Origin of the sequence: Pedobacter sp. PF22-3, from assembly GCF_026239555.1 — a bacterium.
Taxonomy (GTDB): Bacteria; Bacteroidota; Bacteroidia; order Sphingobacteriales; family Sphingobacteriaceae; genus Pedobacter.
In genome coordinates, this window is the sequence record NZ_JAPIVP010000019.1 from 48709 (window position 1) to 69333 (window position 20625).

Below are 20625 nucleotides of genomic sequence, written 5' to 3' on the forward strand. Positions count from 1 at the left end.
TCCAGATAGATCTCTTTCCCGAACGTTCGGGGCTGCGTTCCAATCGGGAGAACAAATTTTTATAGAGTTCTGTGATTCTGAAGGATAATTTATTGCATAAAAATCAATATGGGTAACAGATAAATTTTAATTAGGTAATATCTCTCTAGAGATCGTCATTCCCAACTTGATTGGGAATCTTAACGCAAACGCTTTAAGATTCCCGCATGCGCGGGAATGACGTCGAAAATAGAGAATTTTGTCATTCTGATTGCAACGAAGAATCCATGTGCTTTTTTATACTTGCCCTCATAAAGTACTGCCTTTTTAGCGCTTTGATGGTAATAGATTCTTCACTGCGTTCAGAATGACAACAATGCTTTTTTCTGTACGCCCGGCGCCCCACGCGCTTCGCTACCTCAAAAACTGGTGCCTCTTCAACAACAAATGTTTAGGTGCGCCTATCGTTTGCGAGCGATAAATCCCTGTATGGCCAGAAAATAAGTAAGCAGTAACGCAGGCCAGGGCAATATAAATTCCTGATGATGCGCCAAATAATTCTATTCCCATAAAAATACAGGCCAAAGGGGTATTCGCTGCCCCTGCAAAAACAGCCACAAAGCCCATTCCTGCCAGCAAACTAAGCGGTAAAGGGATGAAAAAACTCAAAAAGCTGCCCAGTGTTGCCCCTATAAAAAAAAGTGGAGTAACTTCACCACCCTTAAACCCCGCACTCAAGGTAAATGCAGTTAAAAATAATTTAATTGCAAATGTATAACAGGCTTCTTGTTTGATAAAGGATTCTGAAATAACTGGAATGCCCAAACCGATATATCGCGTATTTCCGATCAGGTAAACAATGGCGGCTAAAATTATTCCGCCTATAAATGGTCGTAATGGTGGGTAGTTAATTTTGGCAAAAATACTGGATAACGTATGGTTCAAAGTAGAAAAACTTCTGGCTGTAAGGCCAAACAATATGCCTGCGCCTAAAGATAACAATAGGTTTATCGAATCTATTTCTGGTATTTCGGTTATAGAATAATGGGTATGCCCAACGCCCCAGGCCTTGCAGGCATAATCGGCAATAATTGCGGTGATAAATGATGGAAGAATTGAACCGTAAGTTAAACTTCCAATCACAAAAACCTCCAATCCAAATACGGCGCCGGCCAAAGGTGTTCCAAACACAGAGGCAAAACCCGCACTGATCCCACAGATGAGAATCACTTTGCGGTCTCTGGCTTTAAGCTTGAACAATCTTGTAAACTGGTCGGCAAAGGCTCCGCCAATTTGCACAGCTGTGCCCTCTCTGCCAGCCGATCCGCCAAATAAATGGGTGATAATCGTACCCGCAAAAATAAGCGGAGCCATAACCAGCGGAATTACATTTTTGGGCGATTGTAATTCCTCAATCAAAAGATTGTTTCCTTTAACAACTTTCGCACCCCAATAATGGTAAGCCAGACCAATAATTATACCTGCAATGGGTAAAAAGGCAATTATCCAAAGGTGTTGCTCACGATAATCAGTTGCCCAATTTAAAGTTTCTAAAAACAGGGCAGAGGCAGAGCCAATAATTCCACCCAATATTGTAGAGATAAATAACCACTTAACAGTACTCATTAAGAGTAGTCCGAAGTCGAGTTTAATAAAGTGTTTGATAGACAGAAGAAATCCTTCTGTTAATTTTTTAACAGGCATTTGTATTCAATTTTAAATAAAAATCGTAGGAGTCATCAGCCTGTTTGGGCGGTTTTGGCGGTACCCCATCGCCATGTTTCAAATGTATAAAATTTAGTTATTTGTTGCAAAATCTTTATCACCTTTGTGAAGCTAACTTTAAACCATGGATTTTACACCCGAAATAAAAGACAAACTACACCAATTGCAGGAAAAGTATACCGCAATGGGGCAGGATATGGCATCATACCTTGATGGGCTTTTGTATGCTGATTTCCTGACCTATTGGGATTACATCCATTTGGATACTTTGCTAAGCCTGCAGAACCCTAAAACACCAATTCCTGATGAAGAGATTTTCATCATGTACCACCAGATTACCGAACTTTATTTTAAGCTTGCATTGCACGAATGCAGGCAGATTGCAGAGCATGAAAATTTAACCGTCGAATTTTTTACAGCACGGGTAAAACGGATCAATGCTTATTTTAATGCCTTAACCTCTTCTTTTGAGGTGATGGTTGATGGTATGGAGAAAGAGCAGTTCCTGAAATTCCGTATGTCGTTACTTCCTGCCAGTGGATTCCAATCGGGCCAGTACCGGATGATCGAGATCTGTGCTACAGATTTTATCAGATTGGTAGACAAATCCAAACGTAAGGAGCTAAGCAATGCAACAATAGAAGAACAATTCGAAAATATTTATTGGAAATTCGGTGCAACCGAACTGGCCTCGGGTAAGCAAACTTTAACTTTAAAGCAATTTATCAATAAGTATGCAGCGCAGTTTTTACAATTGGCTAAAAACCGCACTTCAACTAATTTTACAGCGCTTTACCATAAATTGCAGGCCAATGGAGCTGATGTTTCTGCCCTTGCTGATGAATTACGTAAACTTGATCTGTACGTTAATGTAGAATGGCCTTTATCGCATTATAAATCTGCGGTACGTTATCTGGAGAAAGATCCGGTTGATATTGCGGCAACAGGTGGAACCAACTGGCAAAAGTACCTGCCGCCACGTTTTCAGAAGCGAATCTTTTATCCATTTCTATGGACAGATGAGCAGATGGAAGAGTGGGGTAAAGGGTGGGTGCTTAGTGTACTTAAAACACTCAAAAACAAAGATTAATATTGCAAAAAGCTATTAAAAAAGCCTGTTTTTTCTTAATTTGCACGAAATAATTAATGACAGAATGAGTGAATTATTGAATTAGAGAATGAGCGGGTAAAACCCTCAATCATTCGATTATTCACCCATTCAAAATTCAAATACAATGACCGAGACATTAGATATAAAAATCACCAAAACAGATCAAACACGATTAACGGTTACTGATTTTTCCCAATTACCCTTCGGTAAGGTTTTTACCGATCACATGTTTACTGCTGATTACGAAGATGGCGAATGGAAAAATTTACAGATTCTTCCTTATGGCCCGATTCCGATGAGCCCGGCAATTTCTGCACTTCATTACGGGCAGGCAATTTTCGAAGGATTAAAAGCTTACCGTCAACCAAACGGAAAAATCAGTGTATTCCGTGCCGATAAAAATTTCGAACGTTTTAACAAATCAGCAGCCAGGATGTCGATGCCGGGTATTCCTGAAGAAATTTTTATGCAGGGTTTGGCCGCATTAATCAATGTTGATGAGAAATGGGTGCCTAACCAGGAAGATTATGCGCTGTATATTCGTCCGGTAATGTTCGCCATGGATCCTTATTTAGGTGTTAAAGCATCTGATACTTATAAATTTGCTTTGTTAACCACGCCAACCGGTCCATATTATAGCAGTGCATTAAAGGTTAAAATTGAAACTGAATTTACACGTGCGGATGAAGGTGGTGTTGGCTTTGCCAAAACCGCTGGAAATTATGCACGTTCGCTATATCCTTTCGAGCAAGCTAAAAAAGAAGGCTACGATCAATTGATCTGGACAGATTCAGTAACCCATGAATTTATTGAAGAAGCCGGAACAGCCAACTTACTTTTTGTAATTAATGGTAAACTGGTAACACCATCAGTACGCAGTACTGTTTTAGACGGTGTAACGCGTGATACAATTATTAAACTGGCTAAAGAGGCTGGAGTAGAAGTTGAAGAACGCAGAGTTTCTGTTAAGGAAATAATTGAAGGAATCGAAAACGGAAGCTTAACTGAAGCTTTTGCTGCTGGAACTGCAGCTACGGTAACGCACGTGGGCGAAATGGGTTATAATGGTCAGATCTATAAACTGACTGATCCATCAACAAGACATATTTCTAATGGTATTGCTAAAAAATTAAACGATATTCGTTACGGTTTAGCGCCTGATGAATTTGGCTGGAACTGGGTTTTATAATCTGAAATCCTATAAAGATAAAACCCCGATACATGTTATGCATCGGGGTTTCTTTTTTTATATTATCGTCATGCTGAAATTTATTTCAGTATCTTTCATGCTATGGAGATCCTGAAATAAATTACCTTCGGTGAGCTCGCTAAGGCTCGGTTCAGGGTGACGAATAGAGGCAAAAAGATGTTCTTATTTGTCCAAAATCACTACACCTTTAGCTTCAAATGCAAGTTCCTTTTTAGGGTCAGTAATTTTAGCTATTTCCTCGGGAGATTTTTTGGCGTCTTCGGCATAATGGCGTAAGGTTTCTACTGAAATGGTCTGTTTCTTCGCTAAACCATCCAGAACCACTTTTTTACCTATAATATCCATTGGCATAAAGAAAGCGTAATCTTTAAAAGTTACCCGCATAGGATCACCATTTGGCATTTCTAATGTCATCCAGCAACCCTTTTTCTTGCATACATCTACTACCTTGCCTTCAATTTTCATATCGACCGTTTTTTTGTCGCCCATGGCAGCTTCCATCTTAGCAGCGGGTTTTACATCGCCTGGTTTAACTTCTTCTCCAAATTTTTGACCACTATATACCGCTTGCCCAAATGAAAGTGCTGTAAATAGGCAAAAACTTAAGCTTAGAATAATTTTTTTCATGATTTTATTGTTGATTTGGTTATGGTCTGATCAAAGTTATCTAAATTTTTTTTAAATGTTGAACAAAAAAAAGCCCCGCTAACATCCGTTAGCGAGGAAAATCATCCCTAATATTATGTAAATCAAACGCTATGATTTACTTATCTTATTTTCTTAGGGCAAACCCAAAACCAAAACTTTAGTTTTTGTTTTAATTATTGCTAATGTTCTTATATTCAGTTGGTTATTTTGTTTTTGTTTGTTCCACTTAATCGTTAGTATTATTAAAGAATGTGGAAAATTATCTCCTTTGTGAGGAATGTTGTTGAGTTATTTCCACACTTTTTTTACCCAAAAACAAGGCTGAATACTTCTTCTATTTTACTTACCGCTTTAATCTCAAGGTTGTATTTTTCTAATGAAATACCTTTCAAATTATATTTAGAAATGTAAATGGTTTCGAAACCCAGTTTGTCTGCTTCGGCAATGCGCTGTTCGATTCTGTTTACCGCTCTAATCTCCCCGGATAGACCTACCTCTGCAGCAAAACAATTTTTTGAAGACACCGCAATATCCTGATGAGACGATATAACGGCAATCAATACCGCCAGATCAATGGCAGGATCTTCTACTCTAATTCCGCCTGCAATATTTAAGAAAACATCTTGTGTACTTAACCTAAAACCACAACGTTTCTCTAAAACAGCTAAAAGCATATTCATCCTTTTGGTATCGAAACCTGTTGCAGAACGTTGCGGAGTTCCGTACGCTGCCGAACTTACTAAAGCCTGTGTTTCAATCAACATTGGCCTGGCGCCTTCTAATGTTGCCGCTATGGCTATTCCGCTCAACTCTTCATCGCGCTGCGATAATAAAATTTCAGAAGGATTAGAAACTTCCCTTAAACCACTGCCCTGCATTTCGTAAATACCCAGTTCTGCCGCTGCACCAAACCGGTTTTTGATCGATCTTAGAATGCGATAAACGTGATGCCTGTCGCCCTCGAATTGCAAAACCGTATCAACCATGTGCTCGAGTATTTTAGGCCCAGCTATAGCGCCGTCTTTAGTAATGTGGCCGATCAGGAAAACTGGTACACCAGTTTCTTTTGCAAAACGCAAGAGTTCTGCGGTACATTCCCTTACCTGTGATACGCTGCCAGGAGTAGAATCAATATGGGCAGAATGGAGCGTTTGAATAGAATCGACCACCAAAATTTCAGGTTCTAAAATTTCGATCTGTTTAAAGATATTTTGCGTTGATGTCTCCGTTAAGATGTAACAGTTAGACGACGGACTATCCTGAATCCTTTCCGCCCGCATTTTTATCTGTTGTTCGCTTTCTTCGCCGGAAATATAAAGTAATTTTTTGCCTTTTAAATTTAAGGCCAATTGCAGCATCAGGGTCGATTTTCCGATACCTGGCTCGCCACCGATTAATACCAATGATCCTTCTACCAGGCCTCCGCCTAATACCCGATCCAATTCTTTATCACCGGTTAATATCCTACGCTCAATTGATGATTGTATTTCATTAACCTTGCTTGGTTTGCTTAGTTTGCGACTGGCTGTATCACTTTTCCAGGTAGGAACTGAAGCCGGACTTTTTTCTACAATTTCTTCTACAAAAGTATTCCATTGATTGCAGGAAGGACATTTGCCCAGCCATTTTGCCGATTCGTAGCCACAGCTCTGACAGAAATATGCGGTTTTAGATTTTGCCAATTGATTAAAATTTTAGATTACGAATTTAACCTTTCTCGTTGATAAACCTCGCAGGTTTTAAAACCTGCGAGGTTTGAAATTACACCTAAGCAAAAAGCCCGGATGAGTATCCAGGCTTTCAGTTAATTTTTTTCAGTTACAGTTTAATCTCTTCGTCTTTAGCAGAGATAAAGTGAAACTCAGTTAAATGATACGATGATTGCGCTTTAACTTTAATCCACTGGCCATACTTAAAGAACCAGCGGCGTTGAAGGTTGAAAATACCTTTAGTAATATAAGCTTCAATATAAGGATGTACACAGAGTGTTACACCTTTTTCATTCTGCTCTCTTAAAATATAATTAAGGTTATTCTCAATATCATCCATTAACACGATACTCGCTTTAATTTCTCCGGTCCCATCGCAGGCCGGGCATTTTTCTACCGTAACAATATTCATTTCCGGACGAACACGTTGTCTGGTAATTTGTACCAGACCAAATTTGCTTGGAGGCAAAATCGTATGTTTGGCTCTATCCAATAACATCAGCTCACGCAAATAATCGAATAGTATTTTACGGTTTGTTGGTTTGTGCATATCGATAAAATCGATGACCACAATACCGCCCATATCACGCAAGCGCAGTTGACGGGCAATTTCTTTAGCCGCCTCTTTGTTTACCTGTAAAGCATTCTCTTCTTGATTTTCTTTACTGGCAGTACGGTTTCCACTGTTCACGTCTACTACGTGGAGTGCTTCAGTGTGCTCAACAACAAGGTATGCGCCACCTGGTAAGTTTACTGTTTTTCCGAAAGCATTTTTAATCTGCTTTTCTACACCAAAATGATCGAAGATCGGTTCTTTCTGTTTATAAAGTTTAACGATTTTTTCCATTTCAGGAGAAATATCGTGAACATAAGAACGGATATCGTCGTACAGATCTGGCGTACTAACGTAAACATTTGTAAAATCAGGGTTCAGAATATCACGGATTAACGTTGATGATCTGTCCATTTCTCCCCAAACTCTTTTTGAAGGTTCGGTAGATGGCATTTTTTTAATGAAGTTCTCCCATTTAGCAATCAAATCCAAAAGATCTTTTTGCATTTCGGCAACTCCTCTGCCTTCAGAAACGGTTCTGATAATGACCCCAAAATTTTGAGGTTTAATACTTTCGATAATCTTTTTTAAACGATTACGCTCGGTATTACTTTTAATTTTTTTTGATACAGATATGGTATTGGAGAATGGCACCAGTACCACATACCTGCCGGCAATCGAAATGTCGGAACTTAAACGTGGACCTTTTGTAGAAATTGGTTCTTTGGCAATTTGTACAGGTAGGAGCATGTTTTTACTGAGCACATCAGAAATTTTGCCTGCCTTATTAATATCGGCTTCCAGCTTTAAATTATCTAATAACGTGCCTGTAACCGAGCCATTACGCTTGATCTTCGTTAGCTTAATTAAAGATTGCACCTGAGGGCCTAAATCAAAGTAATGCAAAAATGCATCTTTCTCATAACCAACATCCACGAAAGCAGCATTCAGACCGGGCATAATTTTTTTAATGCGGCCTAAATAAATATCGCCTACGGCGTAATTAATATTGATTTGTTCTTTGTGAAGCTCAACAAGTTGTTTGTCTTCAATCAACGCTATGGTAACTCCGGCAGGAGTCGAATTGATAATTAATTCTTTTACCAACAGCTACAGATTTAAGGCTTTCGCCTATTAACAAATGGATAGTAAATAAAACATTGATGTAGCCAAAAAATATACAATTAAAAAAATCATATAAATTGTTTAAACCTCATAGTGTTTACTATGAGGTTTAACTGGCTTAATCAAAATAAGAAACTATTTTTTCTTATGTCTGTTTTTTCTTAAACGTTTTTTACGTTTGTGGGTAGCCATTTTATGTCTCTTTCTTTTTTTACCGCTTGGCATAGTTTTAAGTTTTAAATGTTTTTATTAATCTGTTAATTAATTTTTATTCTTTAGTTCAGCCACCTTCTTATCAATGAATGAAGATAAGGTTGGGTTAGCCGCTAATTTTTTGCTTGATAGGTAAGCATTTACTGCTTCTTTATTTCTGCCCAAATTTTCTAAAGCTGTTCCTAAGTAAAAATAGGCTTCAGGTGTTGGAGCTGCGGCAATTACTGTGTTAAAACGAGGAATTGCTTTGTCAAACTGACCTGATTTTATCGAGAACAATCCTAAATTCATATTCGCTTTCACATTTTTAGGTTCTTTCGCCACAACTTCTAACAACATTGCAATACCTTGCATTGGTGCACCTAAGCCATTTACTATTGTTACACCTAAGCCTGTTTTAGCTTCAATGTTCGTAGAGTCTTTCTCTAATGCATTTTTGTAAGACATATTGGCTTTCTGCAATAAAGCAGGCTGTGCCAGGCTGTCTTGTGTGCTTTCAAAAGCTTTTATAAATTGATTTCCGGCAGCTAACCACGATTTTGTTGATGGTTCACCTTCGGCTACAACTTCTAAATATAAGGCAGATGGAGTAATTTGTTCAACATCGTCCCATTTCTGAGCAAGTTGTTTGGCAAATTGAATCTTTTCTGCGCCATTTGCGCCTTTGTAGCTATTTTCTAAAGCTGTAATGTCTGTAGCCAAATTTTTATTGATCACATTTTTTGCAGCAGTAGATGAAGTTTCGAGGTTTAATACCGATGTTGATGATGGAGAAGCTGCTCCGGCCATTTGGCCACTTGAAGGCATTTTTCCATTTTCTTCCGTTGGTTTAACTAAACCCTTAATGTCTCTTGTAAATAAGAACGCAACAAGCAATACAATCGCTCCAATAACAATGGTTTGTTTTGATCTGATGTTGCTATTCATATATTAAGACTTAGGCTTCTACTTTAATTTTTTTTGAGTTACTTTTTACTTTATCAACAAATACTTTTGCTGGTTTAAAGCTAGGAACAAAGTGTTCAGGGATGATTATTGCAGTGTTTTTTGAGATATTTCTCGCAGTTTTTTGCGCTCTCTTTTTAACAACAAAGCTTCCGAAGCCTCTAACGTATACATTTTCACCGCCAATCATGCTGGTTTTGATAACCTTGAAAAATGCCTCCACTGTTTCCTGTACATCAACCTTCTCAATTCCGGTTTTTGTTGATATTTCTGAAATAATATCTGCCTTAGTCATATTTTATTATTTATTATATATTATGTTTTAATATTACTACTGTTTTGGGGTTGCAAAAGTATTGCTTTTTAATGAGATAGGGAAATAAAAGATGATTTTTTTATCACCAGACTTATCAGGCTATTGCAAGTTTTTTTTTAATTGGATAAATAGACCGTAATTTGCACTAATGACATTTCAAAATGAACTCATCAATTGGTACCTGATCAATAAAAGAGATTTACCATGGAGACACACCAATGATGCTTATACCATCTGGTTATCAGAGGTTATATTACAACAAACAAGGGTAGAGCAAGGGCTTCCATACTTTATTCGGTTTTTAGAAAATTTCCCTACAGTTGCAGATTTTGCTAGTGCTACCGAGGCCAAAGTTTTAAAGCTTTGGCAAGGCCTGGGTTATTATTCGAGAGGAAGGAATATGCATGCAACTGCTCAGATTGTGGTGAAAGATTACGACGGAATCTTCCCAAATCTGCATGATGAGCTCATAAAATTGAAAGGAATTGGTGAGTATACCGCTGCTGCAATCTCTTCATTTTCATCAGGTGAAGCACGTGCTGTAGTAGATGGAAATGTATTTAGGGTACTCTCCAGGTTTTACGGTTTAGCTACCCCAATAAATAGTCCTGCCGGTAAAAAAGAGTTTTATGCATTAGCCAATGATTTACTGTATAAAGAAGACCCTGCCCTATATAATCAGGCTATTATGGAATTTGGGGCCATGCAGTGTAAGCCAAAATCGCCCAATTGTGGTATTTGCCCGCTCAATCAACAGTGTTATGCCTTTAACCATGGCCAGGTAAACACATTGCCAGTTAAAATCCGTAAAGCCGAACAGAAACATCGATACATCAATTATTTTATTTGTTCTGAAGAGGAGAAAGTATTGATTAGGGAACGGCAGGCAGGAGATATATGGCAGCATTTATATGATTTCCCGAGTGTAGAAACAACTGAAAAATACGAGTGGAACGATTCATTATTCATCGACCAGGTAAAATCTGTATTTGGAAATGAAGTCGGTTTTAGCTTTATAAGTGCTAAGAAGCATATTTTAACCCACCAAATAATCCATATACAATTTTTTGCATTAAAAAATTATATATTTAACTTTAGTAAACAAAAGGAACTTAATTGGGTTTCTTTAAGTAAATTAGATGAGTTGCCGCAACCAAAAGTAATCCATGATTTTGTTCAGGAATATTTTTATAAGGATAAAATGGAATAACTAACCATTTTATTCAGTGCATTTGCAAAAAGAAAACAACTAACCAAAAATATTTATGTCTGGGATTAACAAAGTTATTTTAGTAGGCCACTTAGGCAAAGACCCTGAAGTGCGGCATTTAGACGGTGGCGTAACAGTAGCCAGCTTTCCATTAGCTACTTCGGAAACATACAACAAAGACGGCAAGAGGGTAGAGCAAACAGAATGGCACAATATTGTATTATGGCGCGGATTGGCCGAGGTAGCTTCTAAATACCTGCAGAAAGGAAAACTGGTTTACATAGAGGGCAAACTAAGAACAAGATCCTTCGAAGATAAAGAAAAGGTTAAAAAATACGTAACCGAAATTGTGGCCGAAAACTTTACCATGTTGGGTAGAAAAAGCGATTTTGAGCAAAGTCCAACAACACCCATCCATCAAAATACTGAAACTAAAATTGATGATGAATTTACAATCGGTCCATCAGATGAAAATGGTGATCTTCCGTTTTAATTAAGCGTTTAAAGTAATTTTGAAAAAGCTGCCTGATGAGAGGTGGCTTTTTTTATGCGTTTATTTTTGATAACAAAAAAACTCCTGTCGGTTTATTGACAGGAGTTTCCCTTATGGCTTCACTAAAATCATTAATTAATTTTAGTGTAGTAAATATTTAGTTTTATCTTATTTGCAGTTGTGCTGCCAGCACCTATAACCGATCTTTCGGCAGATGTGGCACTTGGAACATTCTGAAAATCAGTATAAGATGTAGGCGCCAGAAATGTGCCATAATCTTGCATGTTTTTGTCGATTAAACTTTGCACATAACTGGTTACAATAAAGATATAGCGTTTTTTTAACGAATCGAAGTAACCGCCAAATAGTGCCGCGCCTCCAGAAGCATTACTGCCAGAAAATGTTGTATAGTCTGGTATATTTGCAGGCTGTTGCGCAATATCCCACCGATATAAAGAAAGTCGCTGTGCGGCGTTAAAAGGATATGCTGGTGCACTCTCACCAATCTCTACAACTAATTCTGCCTTATTAATAACTGCCTTTCCGTAAGTGCTGGTAAAGTTTGTTAATGCAGGAAACTTTAATTTTGTTTTTACACCAGCTAAACCTTGTAAATATGTTACATTATAACTTTGTGTTGTGTCTGGTAAGACTGGTACATCAATTTGCTTTTGTACCTCTGTGCCAGTGTAATCGTGTTTAATATTGGCGGCTACGCCCGATATTGCAGAACCACCGTTACCGTTTGAAACCAGCTTTCCGATAGGGAAATTTACAGTTGCAGTATCTGTGCCATTGGAAGTATTCGTTTTTTTCCAAACCATTTGCAGGTAAGAATCAGTTCCCGAAAAGTTAAAGAATGCAATTCCGCCAACTCCTGTAGAAGAAGTTTTATTGATCTGTGCGTACAAACCTTTAAACGATTCTATAAACTTAGTATCTGTTGCCGTTCCTGCTGTACCCTGATTGAGTATGGCGTTTTGTATAAACGCCTTATTTAAAGGAATTCTGATCTGTGCAGGAACCGTTTTTAGGGTGTCTTTGCCTGCTATAACATCAAATACCTTAGTTTTAGTATTCGGTGCCAGTTTGCCTGTAAAATTTCCCAATAGGGTATTGTTGATGGCTTGAACATCCGAACTTTTATAAGTGGTTACCTTATTGGCCAATTGAAATACATCTATACTGTATTTAGAATTGGTAGTATCGCCATAAAATTTGGTCACCGTGCTGGATTCATCGAATTTTAGTACTAAAACGGCCGAATCAAGTTGAGGGGCGTTTCCAAAATCATAACTGTTGCTTACCGGGTAAACTGTCATCGCTATACCTGATTCTGTTTTACCAAAAACAGGGTCAGTCATGTATCCTAATGGATAACGGTTTAATCCTAAAGTATTCGCTGCTGTTTCCCGTACTAATTGTGTGGTAACAGGAGATACCACCAAAGTTCCGGTAATGGCGGTATTTGGATCCACATCTAAACCAACACCATCGGGGTTTTTACACGATGCAAAAAGAAAAAGACCTATCAACAGGGTTAATAAGTCTTGTTTTGTAAATTTCATATTTAAAATAATAATACCTGATTAAGCTACTGAAACCAATTCATCATTTGAAATTTCTTCATAAAAACTGTAGAAGTTTTCAAAATTCTCGGTTAAGTTAAAAGCTAATGTTGGCTTATTGGAATCTTTAACAAATTTTAACACATCTTTGCTTAAGTTTTCATCCGCTAAAACCACTGCGTCTGAGTGCGTTATAGCGCCGATGTGCATGCTATCGCAATCAGATGGCAAAAAGGCTTTGGTGTCATCTTCAGTCATGTTAGCCATTACCGCTTTAGTAGCAAAACTGGCATTCAATTTCTCTGTAAAACCATCCTCATAAACAGAATACACTACTTTAGAATTCTTAAATGTAGGATCATTTTTGTAGGTGGTTTTAATGTAAGCAGGAACCAATGCACTCATCCAGCCGTGGCAGTGAACGATATCTGGTGCCCAACCTAATTTTTTAACCGTTTCCAATGCACCTTTACAGAAGAAAATCGTACGTTCATCGTTATCATCAAAGAATTTTCCGCTGGCATCTCTAAATACCTGTTTGCGTTGGAAATATTCTTCGTTGTCTAAGAAATAAACCTGCATGCGTGCAGCTGGGATGGAGGCTACTTTAATGATTAAAGGATTATCGTTGTCATCAATAATGATGTTCATTCCCGATAAGCGTATTACTTCGTGTAAACGATTTCTTCTTTCGTTGATATTACCGAATTTTGGCATCAAGATGCGGATTTCGAATCCTTTTTCTTGCATAGCCTGTGGCAATTGGCGTGTAATTTCAGAAATTTTAGTAAGCTCGAGGAAAGGCGACATCTCGTGTGTAACAATCAGCAGCTTCGTTTTTGCCATCTCCATATTTTAGGAAAAAATTAAGTTAAATAAAAGATAATGAGCTGCAAAGGTAAGCATAATAATACTATTTATCAATATAGCAAGCATTTGTTTGGTTTCATTTAGATTAATTTACACCTTTACGGCTTTAATTTAGATTGTCCAAATTGGAAATATTTAAAACCAAAGCAGCGCTTAAGGCATTTTTACAGCCATTAAAAGCATCAGCTAAAAAAGTAGCATTAGTGCCTACCATGGGTGCTCTGCATCATGGCCATATCTCGTTGATAAAACTGGCCCAACAAAATGCCGATATCATTATCTGCAGTATTTTCGTAAACCCTACACAGTTTACCGACCCTAAAGATTTAGAAAAATATCCGCGACCTATTGAACATGATCTGGCAATGCTGGCCGATGCCGGTTGTAACGCTGTGTTCATGCCAAATGTGGAGGAAATGTACCCAATGGGAGCCGATGAGGCATGGCACATCGATTTAGGTCATGCCGAATTTCTGTTGGAAGGCGAGTTTAGGAAAGGCCATTACCAGGGTGTAACGCAGATTGTTAAAAAACTGTTTGATGCTGTGGAGCCTGATGTGGCGATGTTCGGACAGAAAGATTTTCAGCAGGTACTGATGATCAAAAATATGCTGTCTTATTTTAAATTGCCCATTACTATTATTACCTGCCCTATTATTCGCGAGGATGACGGTTTAGCCATGAGCAGCCGGAATATCCATTTATCAACAGACGAACGCGCAAATTCGCTCGTGCTGAGTAAATCGCTGCAGTTTGTTATGGATCATTTTGATGAATATTCACTTGCGACATTGGTAGATCGGGCAAAAGCGTTTTATCAGGATATAGAAGGTGTAGAACTTGATTATTTTACCATTGCCAATGGCGATACACTCGAGCCAGCCAAATCAAAAGACGAAAATAACTTAGTTGCCCTGGTTGCTGCAAAAGTAGGCACAACGAGGTTGATTGATAATATGATTATAAAGTGATTGAAAACCGGAGAGGTAAGATGGAAGAGTTGTATGGTTATTGAATAGCTCCCGAAGCTATCATCTATGAACCTTTTCATGATGTATATAGCCAACCATCATCCATTTTCCATATTACATTATACATTATTTGAAACTCCAAACTGATTGCTAACTTTGCCAAATGGTTATCACAATATTAAAATCGAAAATACACCGTGTTAGGGTAACACAAGCCGAATTGAATTATGTAGGTAGTATTACGATAGATGAGGATTTGATGGATGCAGCTAACATTATTGCAAATGAAAAGGTGCAGATTGTAAATAATAATAATGGTGCGCGTTTTGAAACCTATGTAATTAAAGGCGAGCGTGGAACCGGAACCATTTGCTTAAATGGTGCCACAGCCCGTTTGGCTCAATTGGGTGATGTGCTGATCATCATGTCATATGGTTCACTGCCAATAGAAGATGCTAAAAAATATAATCCAATACTGGTTTTTCCCGACGATAATAATCATTTGCTAAAATAACCTTGTGACATTCGACCTCAAAACAGCGCTAAAATTTATCATCCTGTTTTTAATAGGAATAGGGGTTTTGTATTTAGCTTTTTGGGGTCAGGATTTAGAAAAGATATGGCTGGAAATTAAAACGGCTAATTACCTTTGGGTAATTATTTCTGTCATTGCCGTTTTAATTGCCCATGTGTTGCGGGCTTTGCGCTGGCAGATGTTGTATCAGTCTATCCATTATAATGTGAGCTTTTGGCATGCGTACCACGCCGTAATGATCGGATATCTCGCTAATCTCGCTTTGCCGCGTTTTGGCGAAATTGGTCGCTGTTCCGTTATTCATAAAGCCGAAAAGGTACCCATGTTTGCTTCCATAGGTACGGTAATTACCGAACGGCTGTTTGATGTAGTAATGCTTTTTGTAACCACTTTGGTGATGCTGAGCTTTCAATATGATATTGTAGCCGATTTTCTTTATCAAACCATATATCTTAATCTCGCTAAAAAATTAAATACCGTTAACTATTGGTGGTTAATTAGTTTTAGTGTTGTTATATTTCTGTTCATTGCCATTGCAATCTATTTTCTCCGTCAAAAATTTAATAAAAAATTTCTGCGCATTTTCGTAAACCTCCGCCAGGGATTTGGCTCGTACAGTAAGCTGAAACAAAAAGGATTGTTCTTAACCTATACCCTGGGTATTTGGTTTTTCTATTTACTTTCTATGTATTTTGCTTTTTCTTCGATACAGGCTACTGCCGGATTACATTTTAATGCTGCATTTACAGCAATTGTTTTTTCAGGCTTTGCAATGGCAGCCCCTGTTCAGGGTGGTATTGGTGTTTTTCATTGGATGGTTGCCCGGTCACTGGTATTGTATGGCATATCTTTTAATGATGGCTTAGCCTACTCAACCATTATCCATTCCTCGCAGGTCTTGCTGATCCTGGTTTTGGGTAGTTTGAGTTTATTCTTCATCCTGACTAAGAAAGAGCCCAAATAATTCTGTTTTCTTTGATCGTTTTATGCGCACCTTACTATATTTTTTAATTATACTTCGAACTGCGCTACCGTAGATATACTTCAATAGAAAATCGTTATCTCTGCCAGAGCAGCGCGGAGTAGAGAGATCTTTGGGTTGTGTTGCCAAAAGGTTAAAGATTTCTCCATTACGCTACCGATGGAAAATCGGTAAGCTTCAAAGGAAATGACGATATTATTTTCTTAAATTCTCTTGTCATTAATGTTGATGATCATCCCATAAATTAGCCTTCAGGATTACAGCCAAAAGAATGCCGTTTCAGTCGTTAACAAAGGCCTCTGCACGAGTAAGTAAATCTGGAGCTGCTGTCAGCTTAATAGTACAGCTAGCCTTAGTTAAATAAACCTGACCGACAGCGTTATCCAGATTCTTCCATCTGGATTAAGCAAAGGGCAGGCTATCGGAACCGAAGTATTGCAGTTATTGCTTTCCAAAAAAAACAAATAGATTTTTTGCGACTACATAAGCCAACCCTAAATATGCCATCGCATTAGGAAATGGATTTAAAAATAAATTACTATGCAGCCATAGTAATTTCGATCAGAAATGCTACATTTGATTTACTAACCTTTTATACATAAATGTTATGCATTTTGAATTAAGTGAAGAACAATTAATGATTCAGCAAGCTGCCCGCGATTTTGCGCAGCAAGAATTAAAGCCTGGCGTAATTGAAAGAGATGAACACCAGAAATTTCCGGCCGAGCAGGTAAAAAAACTTGGAGAACTTGGTTTCCTGGGGATGATGGTGAGTGAAAAATATAATGGAAGCGGACTTGATGCCATTTCTTACGTTCTGGTAATGGAAGAGCTTTCTAAAATAGATGCGTCAGCATCTGTAGTGGTTTCGGTAAATAATTCATTGGTTTGTTACGGATTAGAAGCTTACGGCAGTGAAGCCCAAAAGGAAAAATATTTAAAGCCACTGGCTGCCGGAGAAAAAATAGGCGCTTTTTGTTTGTCGGAGCCCGAGGCTGGATCTGATGCTACATCTCAACGTACCACAGCCGAAGATAAAGGAGATTATTATTTGCTTAACGGCACCAAAAACTGGATTACCAATGGTAGTACTGCATCAACTTACCTGGTTATTGCACAAACCCATCCTGAATTAAAGCATAAAGGAATAAACGCTTTTATTGTAGAAAAAGGAATGGAGGGTTTTACCGTTGGGCCAAAAGAAAATAAATTGGGCATCCGTGGCTCTGATACACATTCTTTAATGTTTAACGATGTTAAAGTGCCAAAAGAAAACAGGATTGGTGAAGACGGTTTTGGTTTTAAGTTTGCCATGAAAACATTAGAGGGCGGAAGGATTGGTATTGCAGCCCAGGCTTTAGGTATTGCACAAGGGGCTTTCGAGCTGGCAACGCAGTATGCTAAAGAACGTAAATCTTTCGGGAAACCAATTGCTGATCATCAGGCTATTGCTTTTAAACTGGCTGATATGGCTACGCAGATCGAAGCGGCCAGGCTGTTGGTTTACAAGGCTGCCTGGTTAAAAGATCAGGGATTGCCTTATACCCAGGCGGGTTCCATGGCTAAGTTGTTTGCATCGAAAGCTGCCATGGATGTTACCATTGAAGCGGTACAGGTACATGGTGGTTATGGTTTCGTTAAAGAATACCATGTAGAACGGTTAATGCGCGATGCTAAAATTACCCAGATTTACGAAGGGACTTCCGAGATCCAGAAAATGGTAATATCAAGAGAAGTTATTCGGTAGTCTTTAGTCAAAAGTCTGTAGTCCTTAGTTCAATTCGACTCATGACTACAGACTCACAACTCCGAACTAATCCTTCTCTCCGGCAACCGCACTAAATATCGCTTTAATCAAAGCGACAACTATAGCTAAAAATGCTGCAGCGATAAAGCCTGAAGTGTTAAAAGAAGTCATCATATTATCAACCAGTAAAATCATTAAAACGGTGATGATAAATGATACCAATCCTAAGGTTAGGAAATTGATTGGGAAAGTTAGTAGCCTTAGGATGAATCCGATTGTTGCATTTGCAAGTGCAATCAGTACAGAGGCAATAATGGCATTTCCGAAGCCATCAATACTTACGCCCGGCACCAGTTTTGCGCCTATAAAAAATGCCAGTCCTGTTATCAGGATTTCAATAATAAATCTCATAATTGTTATTTTTGTAAATGTTTAAAAGCTATTTTGCCTATTCGGTTATTGTTTGGGTTTCCATATCCTTATTTTCATGTTCGAATAGAAACAATAAACCGGTCATTAAGTTTTCCAGAGATAGTACTTCGATCATAATTAAAAATATTGATGAGGCGAGTCTCTTGCAGGTTAAAAATGCGTATCAGAACAAAGCAGATACAATTAATATGATGTCGGTTTTGATCAAGCCAGGCGATCAGGATAGTATCCAGGATGAGCAGGAAGTGCCTGGAAAGGTTGAAGTATTTGGCGATTCACTCGTGTTTAGTCCCGAGCAGCCTTTTCTAAGAGGTAAAGAATATCTGGTAGAAAGTTACATTGGGGTAAAATTTGCAACCGTTGGCGATCTGATTATGGGAAAGGGTAAGCAGAATTTAAAAGCACAGCAACAAACACTTAAACGGTAATAATCAGCATAATAATTAGTGCTGGTGTTTGATTTTTTATAAAAAATTACTACATTTGCATCGTAATCGAAGAAAAGAGAAGGGGACAATGTCCCCTTTTTCTATGAAATCAGGTTAAAATATGCAGGTAGAAAAGAGAGTTGCAGCCCTCGTAGAGGAAAAAATTGCAGATCGGCCAGAACTGTTTTTGGTTGAAGTGAAAATGTTGCCAAACAATAAGTTGATTATTCATGTTGATGGCGACGAAGGTATTAGCATACAGGACTGTGTAGCCATAAGTAGGCATGTTGGTTTTCATCTGGAAGAGGAAAATGCAATAGAACAGGCTTATAATTTAGAAGTTTCTTCGCCGGGTGTTGGCGAACCTTTAAAATTAATCCGTCAGTACAATAAAAATGTTGGCCGTACGGTAAGCATTAAGTTGAAAGAAGGATTAAAAAAAGAAGGAAAACTGCTTGCGGTTACAGAAGATAATCTGCTGATTGAAGAATCAGTTAAAGAAAAAGGGAAAAAAGCGGTAGCAAAACAAACAGATGTTCCGTTTAATGATATATTAGAAACAAGTGTGTTAATTTCATTTAAGTAAAATGAGTACTACAACAATTAATTTGATCGACTCTTTTCAAGAGTTCAAAGATTTCAAAAATATAGATCGCCCAACGGTGATCAGTGTGCTGGAAGAAGTTTTTCGTAGCATGTTGCGTAAAAAATACGGAACAGACGAAAACTGTGATGTGATTGTTAATCCTGATAATGGGGATTTGGAGATCTGGAGAACGAGAAAAGTGATGGAGGATGGATTTTCTGAGGATGATGATTTAGAAATCGAACTTGCTGATGTACAGAAACTTGACCCAACATTAGAAGTTGGCGACGATTATATTGAGCAGATCACGCTAGAAAGCTTCGGTCGCAGAGCGATTTTAGCCGCACGCCAAACACTTGTTTCTAAAGTATTGGAATTAGAGAAGGATGAAATTTTCAAAAAATATAAAGATCGCGTTGGTGAAATTGTAACCGGCGAGGTTTATCAGGTTTGGAAGAAAGAAACTTTGGTTTTAGATGATGAAGGTAACGAACTTTTAATGCCTAAAACCGAGCAGATTCCTGCTGATTATTTCAAAAAAGGCGATTCTGTAAGAGCAGTAATCTCTAAAGTAGAAATGATCAATGCTAATCCGAAGATTATTATTTCTAGAACGGCACCAGAATTCTTGCAACGCCTGTTCGAACAGGAAGTCCCGGAAATTTTCGACGGTTTAATTACCATTAAGAAAATTGTTCGTGAACCAGGAGAACGTGCAAAGGTTGCTGTTGAATCATATGATGACCGTATAGATCCGGTTGGAGCATGTGTGGGTATGAAAGGATCACGTATTCACGGAATCGTTAGGGAGTTGAAAAACGAAAATATTGATGTGATTAATTTCACTAATAATATCTCATTATACATTACCCGTGCTTTGAGCCCGGCTAAAATCACTTCTATTAAATTGGATGATGAAACTAAACATGCATCGGTTTATTTAAAACCAGATCAGGTTTCATTAGCTATTGGACGTGGCGGACATAACATTAAACTGGCTGGTAAATTAACCGGTTACGAAATTGATGTGTACCGTGAAGCAGGTGAAGAAAGCGACGAGGATGTGGATTTAGAAGAATTCTCAGATGAGATTGATAGCTGGATCATTGATGAATTAAAGGCTATCGGGTGCGATACTGCTAAGAGTGTTTTGGCACTTACAGTAGAAGATTTGGTAAAACGCACCGACTTAGAAGAAGAGACCATTAAAGAAGTGGTTCAGATTTTACAGTCAGAATTTGAATAAGTGGTGTAATTGCCAAATAAACA

20 protein-coding genes and 1 riboswitch are annotated in these 20625 nt (G+C 38.1%); of the genes, 11 read left to right on the forward strand and 9 right to left on the reverse strand.

Annotation, left to right across the window (positions count from 1 at the left end; translation table 11 throughout):
• Window positions 1-393: 393 nt before the first annotated feature.
• Complete coding sequence (locus OQX63_RS20115; protein ID WP_265852599.1) at window positions 394-1683, reverse strand: voltage-gated chloride channel family protein; 1290 nt, start codon at window positions 1681-1683, stop codon at window positions 394-396.
• Between the two features lie 19 nt (window positions 1684-1702).
• A riboswitch (Fluoride riboswitch) is annotated at window positions 1703-1765 on the reverse strand.
• 63 nt (window positions 1766-1828) lie between these two features.
• Here OQX63_RS20115 and OQX63_RS20120 point away from each other — a divergent pair.
• Complete coding sequence (locus OQX63_RS20120; protein ID WP_265852600.1) at window positions 1829-2794, forward strand: tryptophan 2,3-dioxygenase family protein; 966 nt, start codon at window positions 1829-1831, stop codon at window positions 2792-2794.
• A gap of 145 nt (window positions 2795-2939) precedes the next feature.
• On the forward strand, window positions 2940-4004 hold the full coding sequence (locus tag OQX63_RS20125; RefSeq protein WP_265852601.1) for a branched-chain amino acid aminotransferase: 1065 nt from the start codon (window positions 2940-2942) through the stop codon (window positions 4002-4004).
• Window positions 4005-4187: 183 nt separating this feature from the next.
• Here OQX63_RS20125 and OQX63_RS20130 read toward each other — a convergent pair whose 3' ends face one another.
• The 5 genes from OQX63_RS20130 to OQX63_RS20155 form a co-directional block, all read right to left on the reverse strand.
• Window positions 4188-4652, reverse strand: coding sequence for a DUF4920 domain-containing protein (locus tag OQX63_RS20130; protein WP_265852602.1), 465 nt, complete (start codon window positions 4650-4652; stop codon window positions 4188-4190).
• 326 nt (window positions 4653-4978) lie between these two features.
• Window positions 4979-6355 carry a DNA repair protein RadA gene (gene radA, locus OQX63_RS20135; RefSeq protein WP_265852603.1) on the reverse strand — a complete coding sequence of 459 codons (1377 nt, stop codon included), beginning with the start codon at window positions 6353-6355 and terminating at the stop codon, window positions 4979-4981.
• A 136-nt stretch (window positions 6356-6491) separates the two neighbouring features.
• Window positions 6492-8042 carry an Rne/Rng family ribonuclease gene (locus tag OQX63_RS20140; protein ID WP_265852604.1) on the reverse strand — a complete coding sequence of 517 codons (1551 nt, stop codon included), beginning with the start codon at window positions 8040-8042 and terminating at the stop codon, window positions 6492-6494.
• Between the two features lie 279 nt (window positions 8043-8321).
• Entirely contained in the window at window positions 8322-9200 is an 879-nt protein-coding gene (locus tag OQX63_RS20150; protein ID WP_265852605.1) for a tetratricopeptide repeat protein, read from the reverse strand.
• A gap of 10 nt (window positions 9201-9210) precedes the next feature.
• Window positions 9211-9513 carry an HU family DNA-binding protein gene (locus tag OQX63_RS20155; protein WP_055909222.1) on the reverse strand — a complete coding sequence of 101 codons (303 nt, stop codon included), beginning with the start codon at window positions 9511-9513 and terminating at the stop codon, window positions 9211-9213.
• A gap of 169 nt (window positions 9514-9682) precedes the next feature.
• On the opposite strand from OQX63_RS20155, the gene mutY reads away from it, so the two are divergent.
• Window positions 9683-10744, forward strand: a complete 1062-nt coding sequence (gene mutY, locus OQX63_RS20160; protein WP_265852606.1) for an A/G-specific adenine glycosylase — start codon at window positions 9683-9685, stop codon at window positions 10742-10744.
• A 55-nt stretch (window positions 10745-10799) separates the two neighbouring features.
• Window positions 10800-11237 carry a single-stranded DNA-binding protein gene (locus OQX63_RS20165; protein WP_193422884.1) on the forward strand — a complete coding sequence of 146 codons (438 nt, stop codon included), beginning with the start codon at window positions 10800-10802 and terminating at the stop codon, window positions 11235-11237.
• Between the two features lie 131 nt (window positions 11238-11368).
• On the opposite strand, the gene OQX63_RS20170 is transcribed toward OQX63_RS20165, so the two are convergent.
• Complete coding sequence (locus OQX63_RS20170) at window positions 11369-12805, reverse strand: DUF4270 domain-containing protein (RefSeq protein WP_265852607.1); 1437 nt, start codon at window positions 12803-12805, stop codon at window positions 11369-11371.
• Window positions 12806-12826: 21 nt separating this feature from the next.
• Window positions 12827-13651: a glycogen/starch synthase gene (locus OQX63_RS20175; RefSeq protein ID WP_265852608.1), complete on the reverse strand. Its 825-nt coding sequence runs from the start codon at window positions 13649-13651 to the stop codon at window positions 12827-12829.
• Window positions 13652-13800: 149 nt separating this feature from the next.
• Between OQX63_RS20175 and panC the strand changes: the two genes are divergently transcribed.
• The 4 genes from panC (at window position 13801) to OQX63_RS20195 (ending at window position 17910) form a co-directional block, all read left to right on the forward strand.
• The gene (gene panC, locus OQX63_RS20180; RefSeq protein ID WP_265852609.1) at window positions 13801-14646 is read left to right on the forward strand and encodes a pantoate--beta-alanine ligase; all 846 of its coding nucleotides are present in this window, start codon (window positions 13801-13803) and stop codon (window positions 14644-14646) included.
• 163 nt (window positions 14647-14809) lie between these two features.
• Window positions 14810-15160 carry an aspartate 1-decarboxylase gene (gene panD, locus OQX63_RS20185; RefSeq protein WP_090503313.1) on the forward strand — a complete coding sequence of 117 codons (351 nt, stop codon included), beginning with the start codon at window positions 14810-14812 and terminating at the stop codon, window positions 15158-15160.
• A 4-nt stretch (window positions 15161-15164) separates the two neighbouring features.
• Window positions 15165-16145, forward strand: a complete 981-nt coding sequence (locus OQX63_RS20190; RefSeq protein WP_265852610.1) for a lysylphosphatidylglycerol synthase transmembrane domain-containing protein — start codon at window positions 15165-15167, stop codon at window positions 16143-16145.
• A gap of 625 nt (window positions 16146-16770) precedes the next feature.
• A complete protein-coding gene (locus tag OQX63_RS20195) occupies window positions 16771-17910 on the forward strand; it encodes an acyl-CoA dehydrogenase (RefSeq protein WP_265852611.1) in 1140 nt (379 codons plus the stop codon).
• Window positions 17911-17976: 66 nt separating this feature from the next.
• Here OQX63_RS20195 and OQX63_RS20200 read toward each other — a convergent pair whose 3' ends face one another.
• Window positions 17977-18321: a phage holin family protein gene (locus OQX63_RS20200; RefSeq protein WP_265852612.1), complete on the reverse strand. Its 345-nt coding sequence runs from the start codon at window positions 18319-18321 to the stop codon at window positions 17977-17979.
• A 17-nt stretch (window positions 18322-18338) separates the two neighbouring features.
• Here OQX63_RS20200 and OQX63_RS20205 point away from each other — a divergent pair, with 17 nt between their 5' ends.
• The 3 genes from OQX63_RS20205 (at window position 18339) to nusA (ending at window position 20602) form a co-directional block, all read left to right on the forward strand.
• Window positions 18339-18770 (forward strand): hypothetical protein, encoded by a 432-nt coding sequence (locus OQX63_RS20205; RefSeq protein WP_265852613.1) that lies wholly within the window; start codon window positions 18339-18341, stop codon window positions 18768-18770.
• A 121-nt stretch (window positions 18771-18891) separates the two neighbouring features.
• Window positions 18892-19356: a ribosome assembly cofactor RimP gene (gene rimP / locus OQX63_RS20210; protein ID WP_205057670.1), complete on the forward strand. Its 465-nt coding sequence runs from the start codon at window positions 18892-18894 to the stop codon at window positions 19354-19356.
• A 1-nt stretch (window position 19357) separates the two neighbouring features.
• Window positions 19358-20602 carry a transcription termination factor NusA gene (gene nusA / locus OQX63_RS20215; RefSeq protein ID WP_265852614.1) on the forward strand — a complete coding sequence of 415 codons (1245 nt, stop codon included), beginning with the start codon at window positions 19358-19360 and terminating at the stop codon, window positions 20600-20602.
• The last annotated feature ends 23 nt before the right edge of the window (window positions 20603-20625 follow it).

What these genes read in the sequence shown, in the direction of transcription:
- OQX63_RS20115 (WP_265852599.1), bottom strand. Translation starts at nt 1,683, where the DNA reads ATGCCTGTTAAAAAATTAACAGAAGGATTTCTTCTGTCTATCAAACAC.
- OQX63_RS20120 (WP_265852600.1), top strand. Translation starts at nt 1,829, where the DNA reads ATGGATTTTACACCCGAAATAAAAGACAAACTACACCAATTGCAGGAA.
- OQX63_RS20125 (WP_265852601.1), top strand. Translation starts at nt 2,940, where the DNA reads ATGACCGAGACATTAGATATAAAAATCACCAAAACAGATCAAACACGA.
- OQX63_RS20130 (WP_265852602.1), bottom strand. Translation starts at nt 4,652, where the DNA reads ATGAAAAAAATTATTCTAAGCTTAAGTTTTTGCCTATTTACAGCACTT.
- OQX63_RS20150 (WP_265852605.1), bottom strand. Translation starts at nt 9,200, where the DNA reads ATGAATAGCAACATCAGATCAAAACAAACCATTGTTATTGGAGCGATT.
- OQX63_RS20155 (WP_055909222.1), bottom strand. Translation starts at nt 9,513, where the DNA reads ATGACTAAGGCAGATATTATTTCAGAAATATCAACAAAAACCGGAATT.
- mutY (WP_265852606.1), top strand. Translation starts at nt 9,683, where the DNA reads ATGACATTTCAAAATGAACTCATCAATTGGTACCTGATCAATAAAAGA.
- OQX63_RS20165 (WP_193422884.1), top strand. Translation starts at nt 10,800, where the DNA reads ATGTCTGGGATTAACAAAGTTATTTTAGTAGGCCACTTAGGCAAAGAC.
- OQX63_RS20170 (WP_265852607.1), bottom strand. Translation starts at nt 12,805, where the DNA reads ATGAAATTTACAAAACAAGACTTATTAACCCTGTTGATAGGTCTTTTT.
- OQX63_RS20175 (WP_265852608.1), bottom strand. Translation starts at nt 13,651, where the DNA reads ATGGCAAAAACGAAGCTGCTGATTGTTACACACGAGATGTCGCCTTTC.
- panD (WP_090503313.1), top strand. Translation starts at nt 14,810, where the DNA reads ATGGTTATCACAATATTAAAATCGAAAATACACCGTGTTAGGGTAACA.
- OQX63_RS20195 (WP_265852611.1), top strand. Translation starts at nt 16,771, where the DNA reads ATGCATTTTGAATTAAGTGAAGAACAATTAATGATTCAGCAAGCTGCC.
- OQX63_RS20200 (WP_265852612.1), bottom strand. Translation starts at nt 18,321, where the DNA reads ATGAGATTTATTATTGAAATCCTGATAACAGGACTGGCATTTTTTATA.
- OQX63_RS20205 (WP_265852613.1), top strand. Translation starts at nt 18,339, where the DNA reads ATGTTTAAAAGCTATTTTGCCTATTCGGTTATTGTTTGGGTTTCCATA.
- rimP (WP_205057670.1), top strand. Translation starts at nt 18,892, where the DNA reads ATGCAGGTAGAAAAGAGAGTTGCAGCCCTCGTAGAGGAAAAAATTGCA.
- nusA (WP_265852614.1), top strand. Translation starts at nt 19,358, where the DNA reads ATGAGTACTACAACAATTAATTTGATCGACTCTTTTCAAGAGTTCAAA.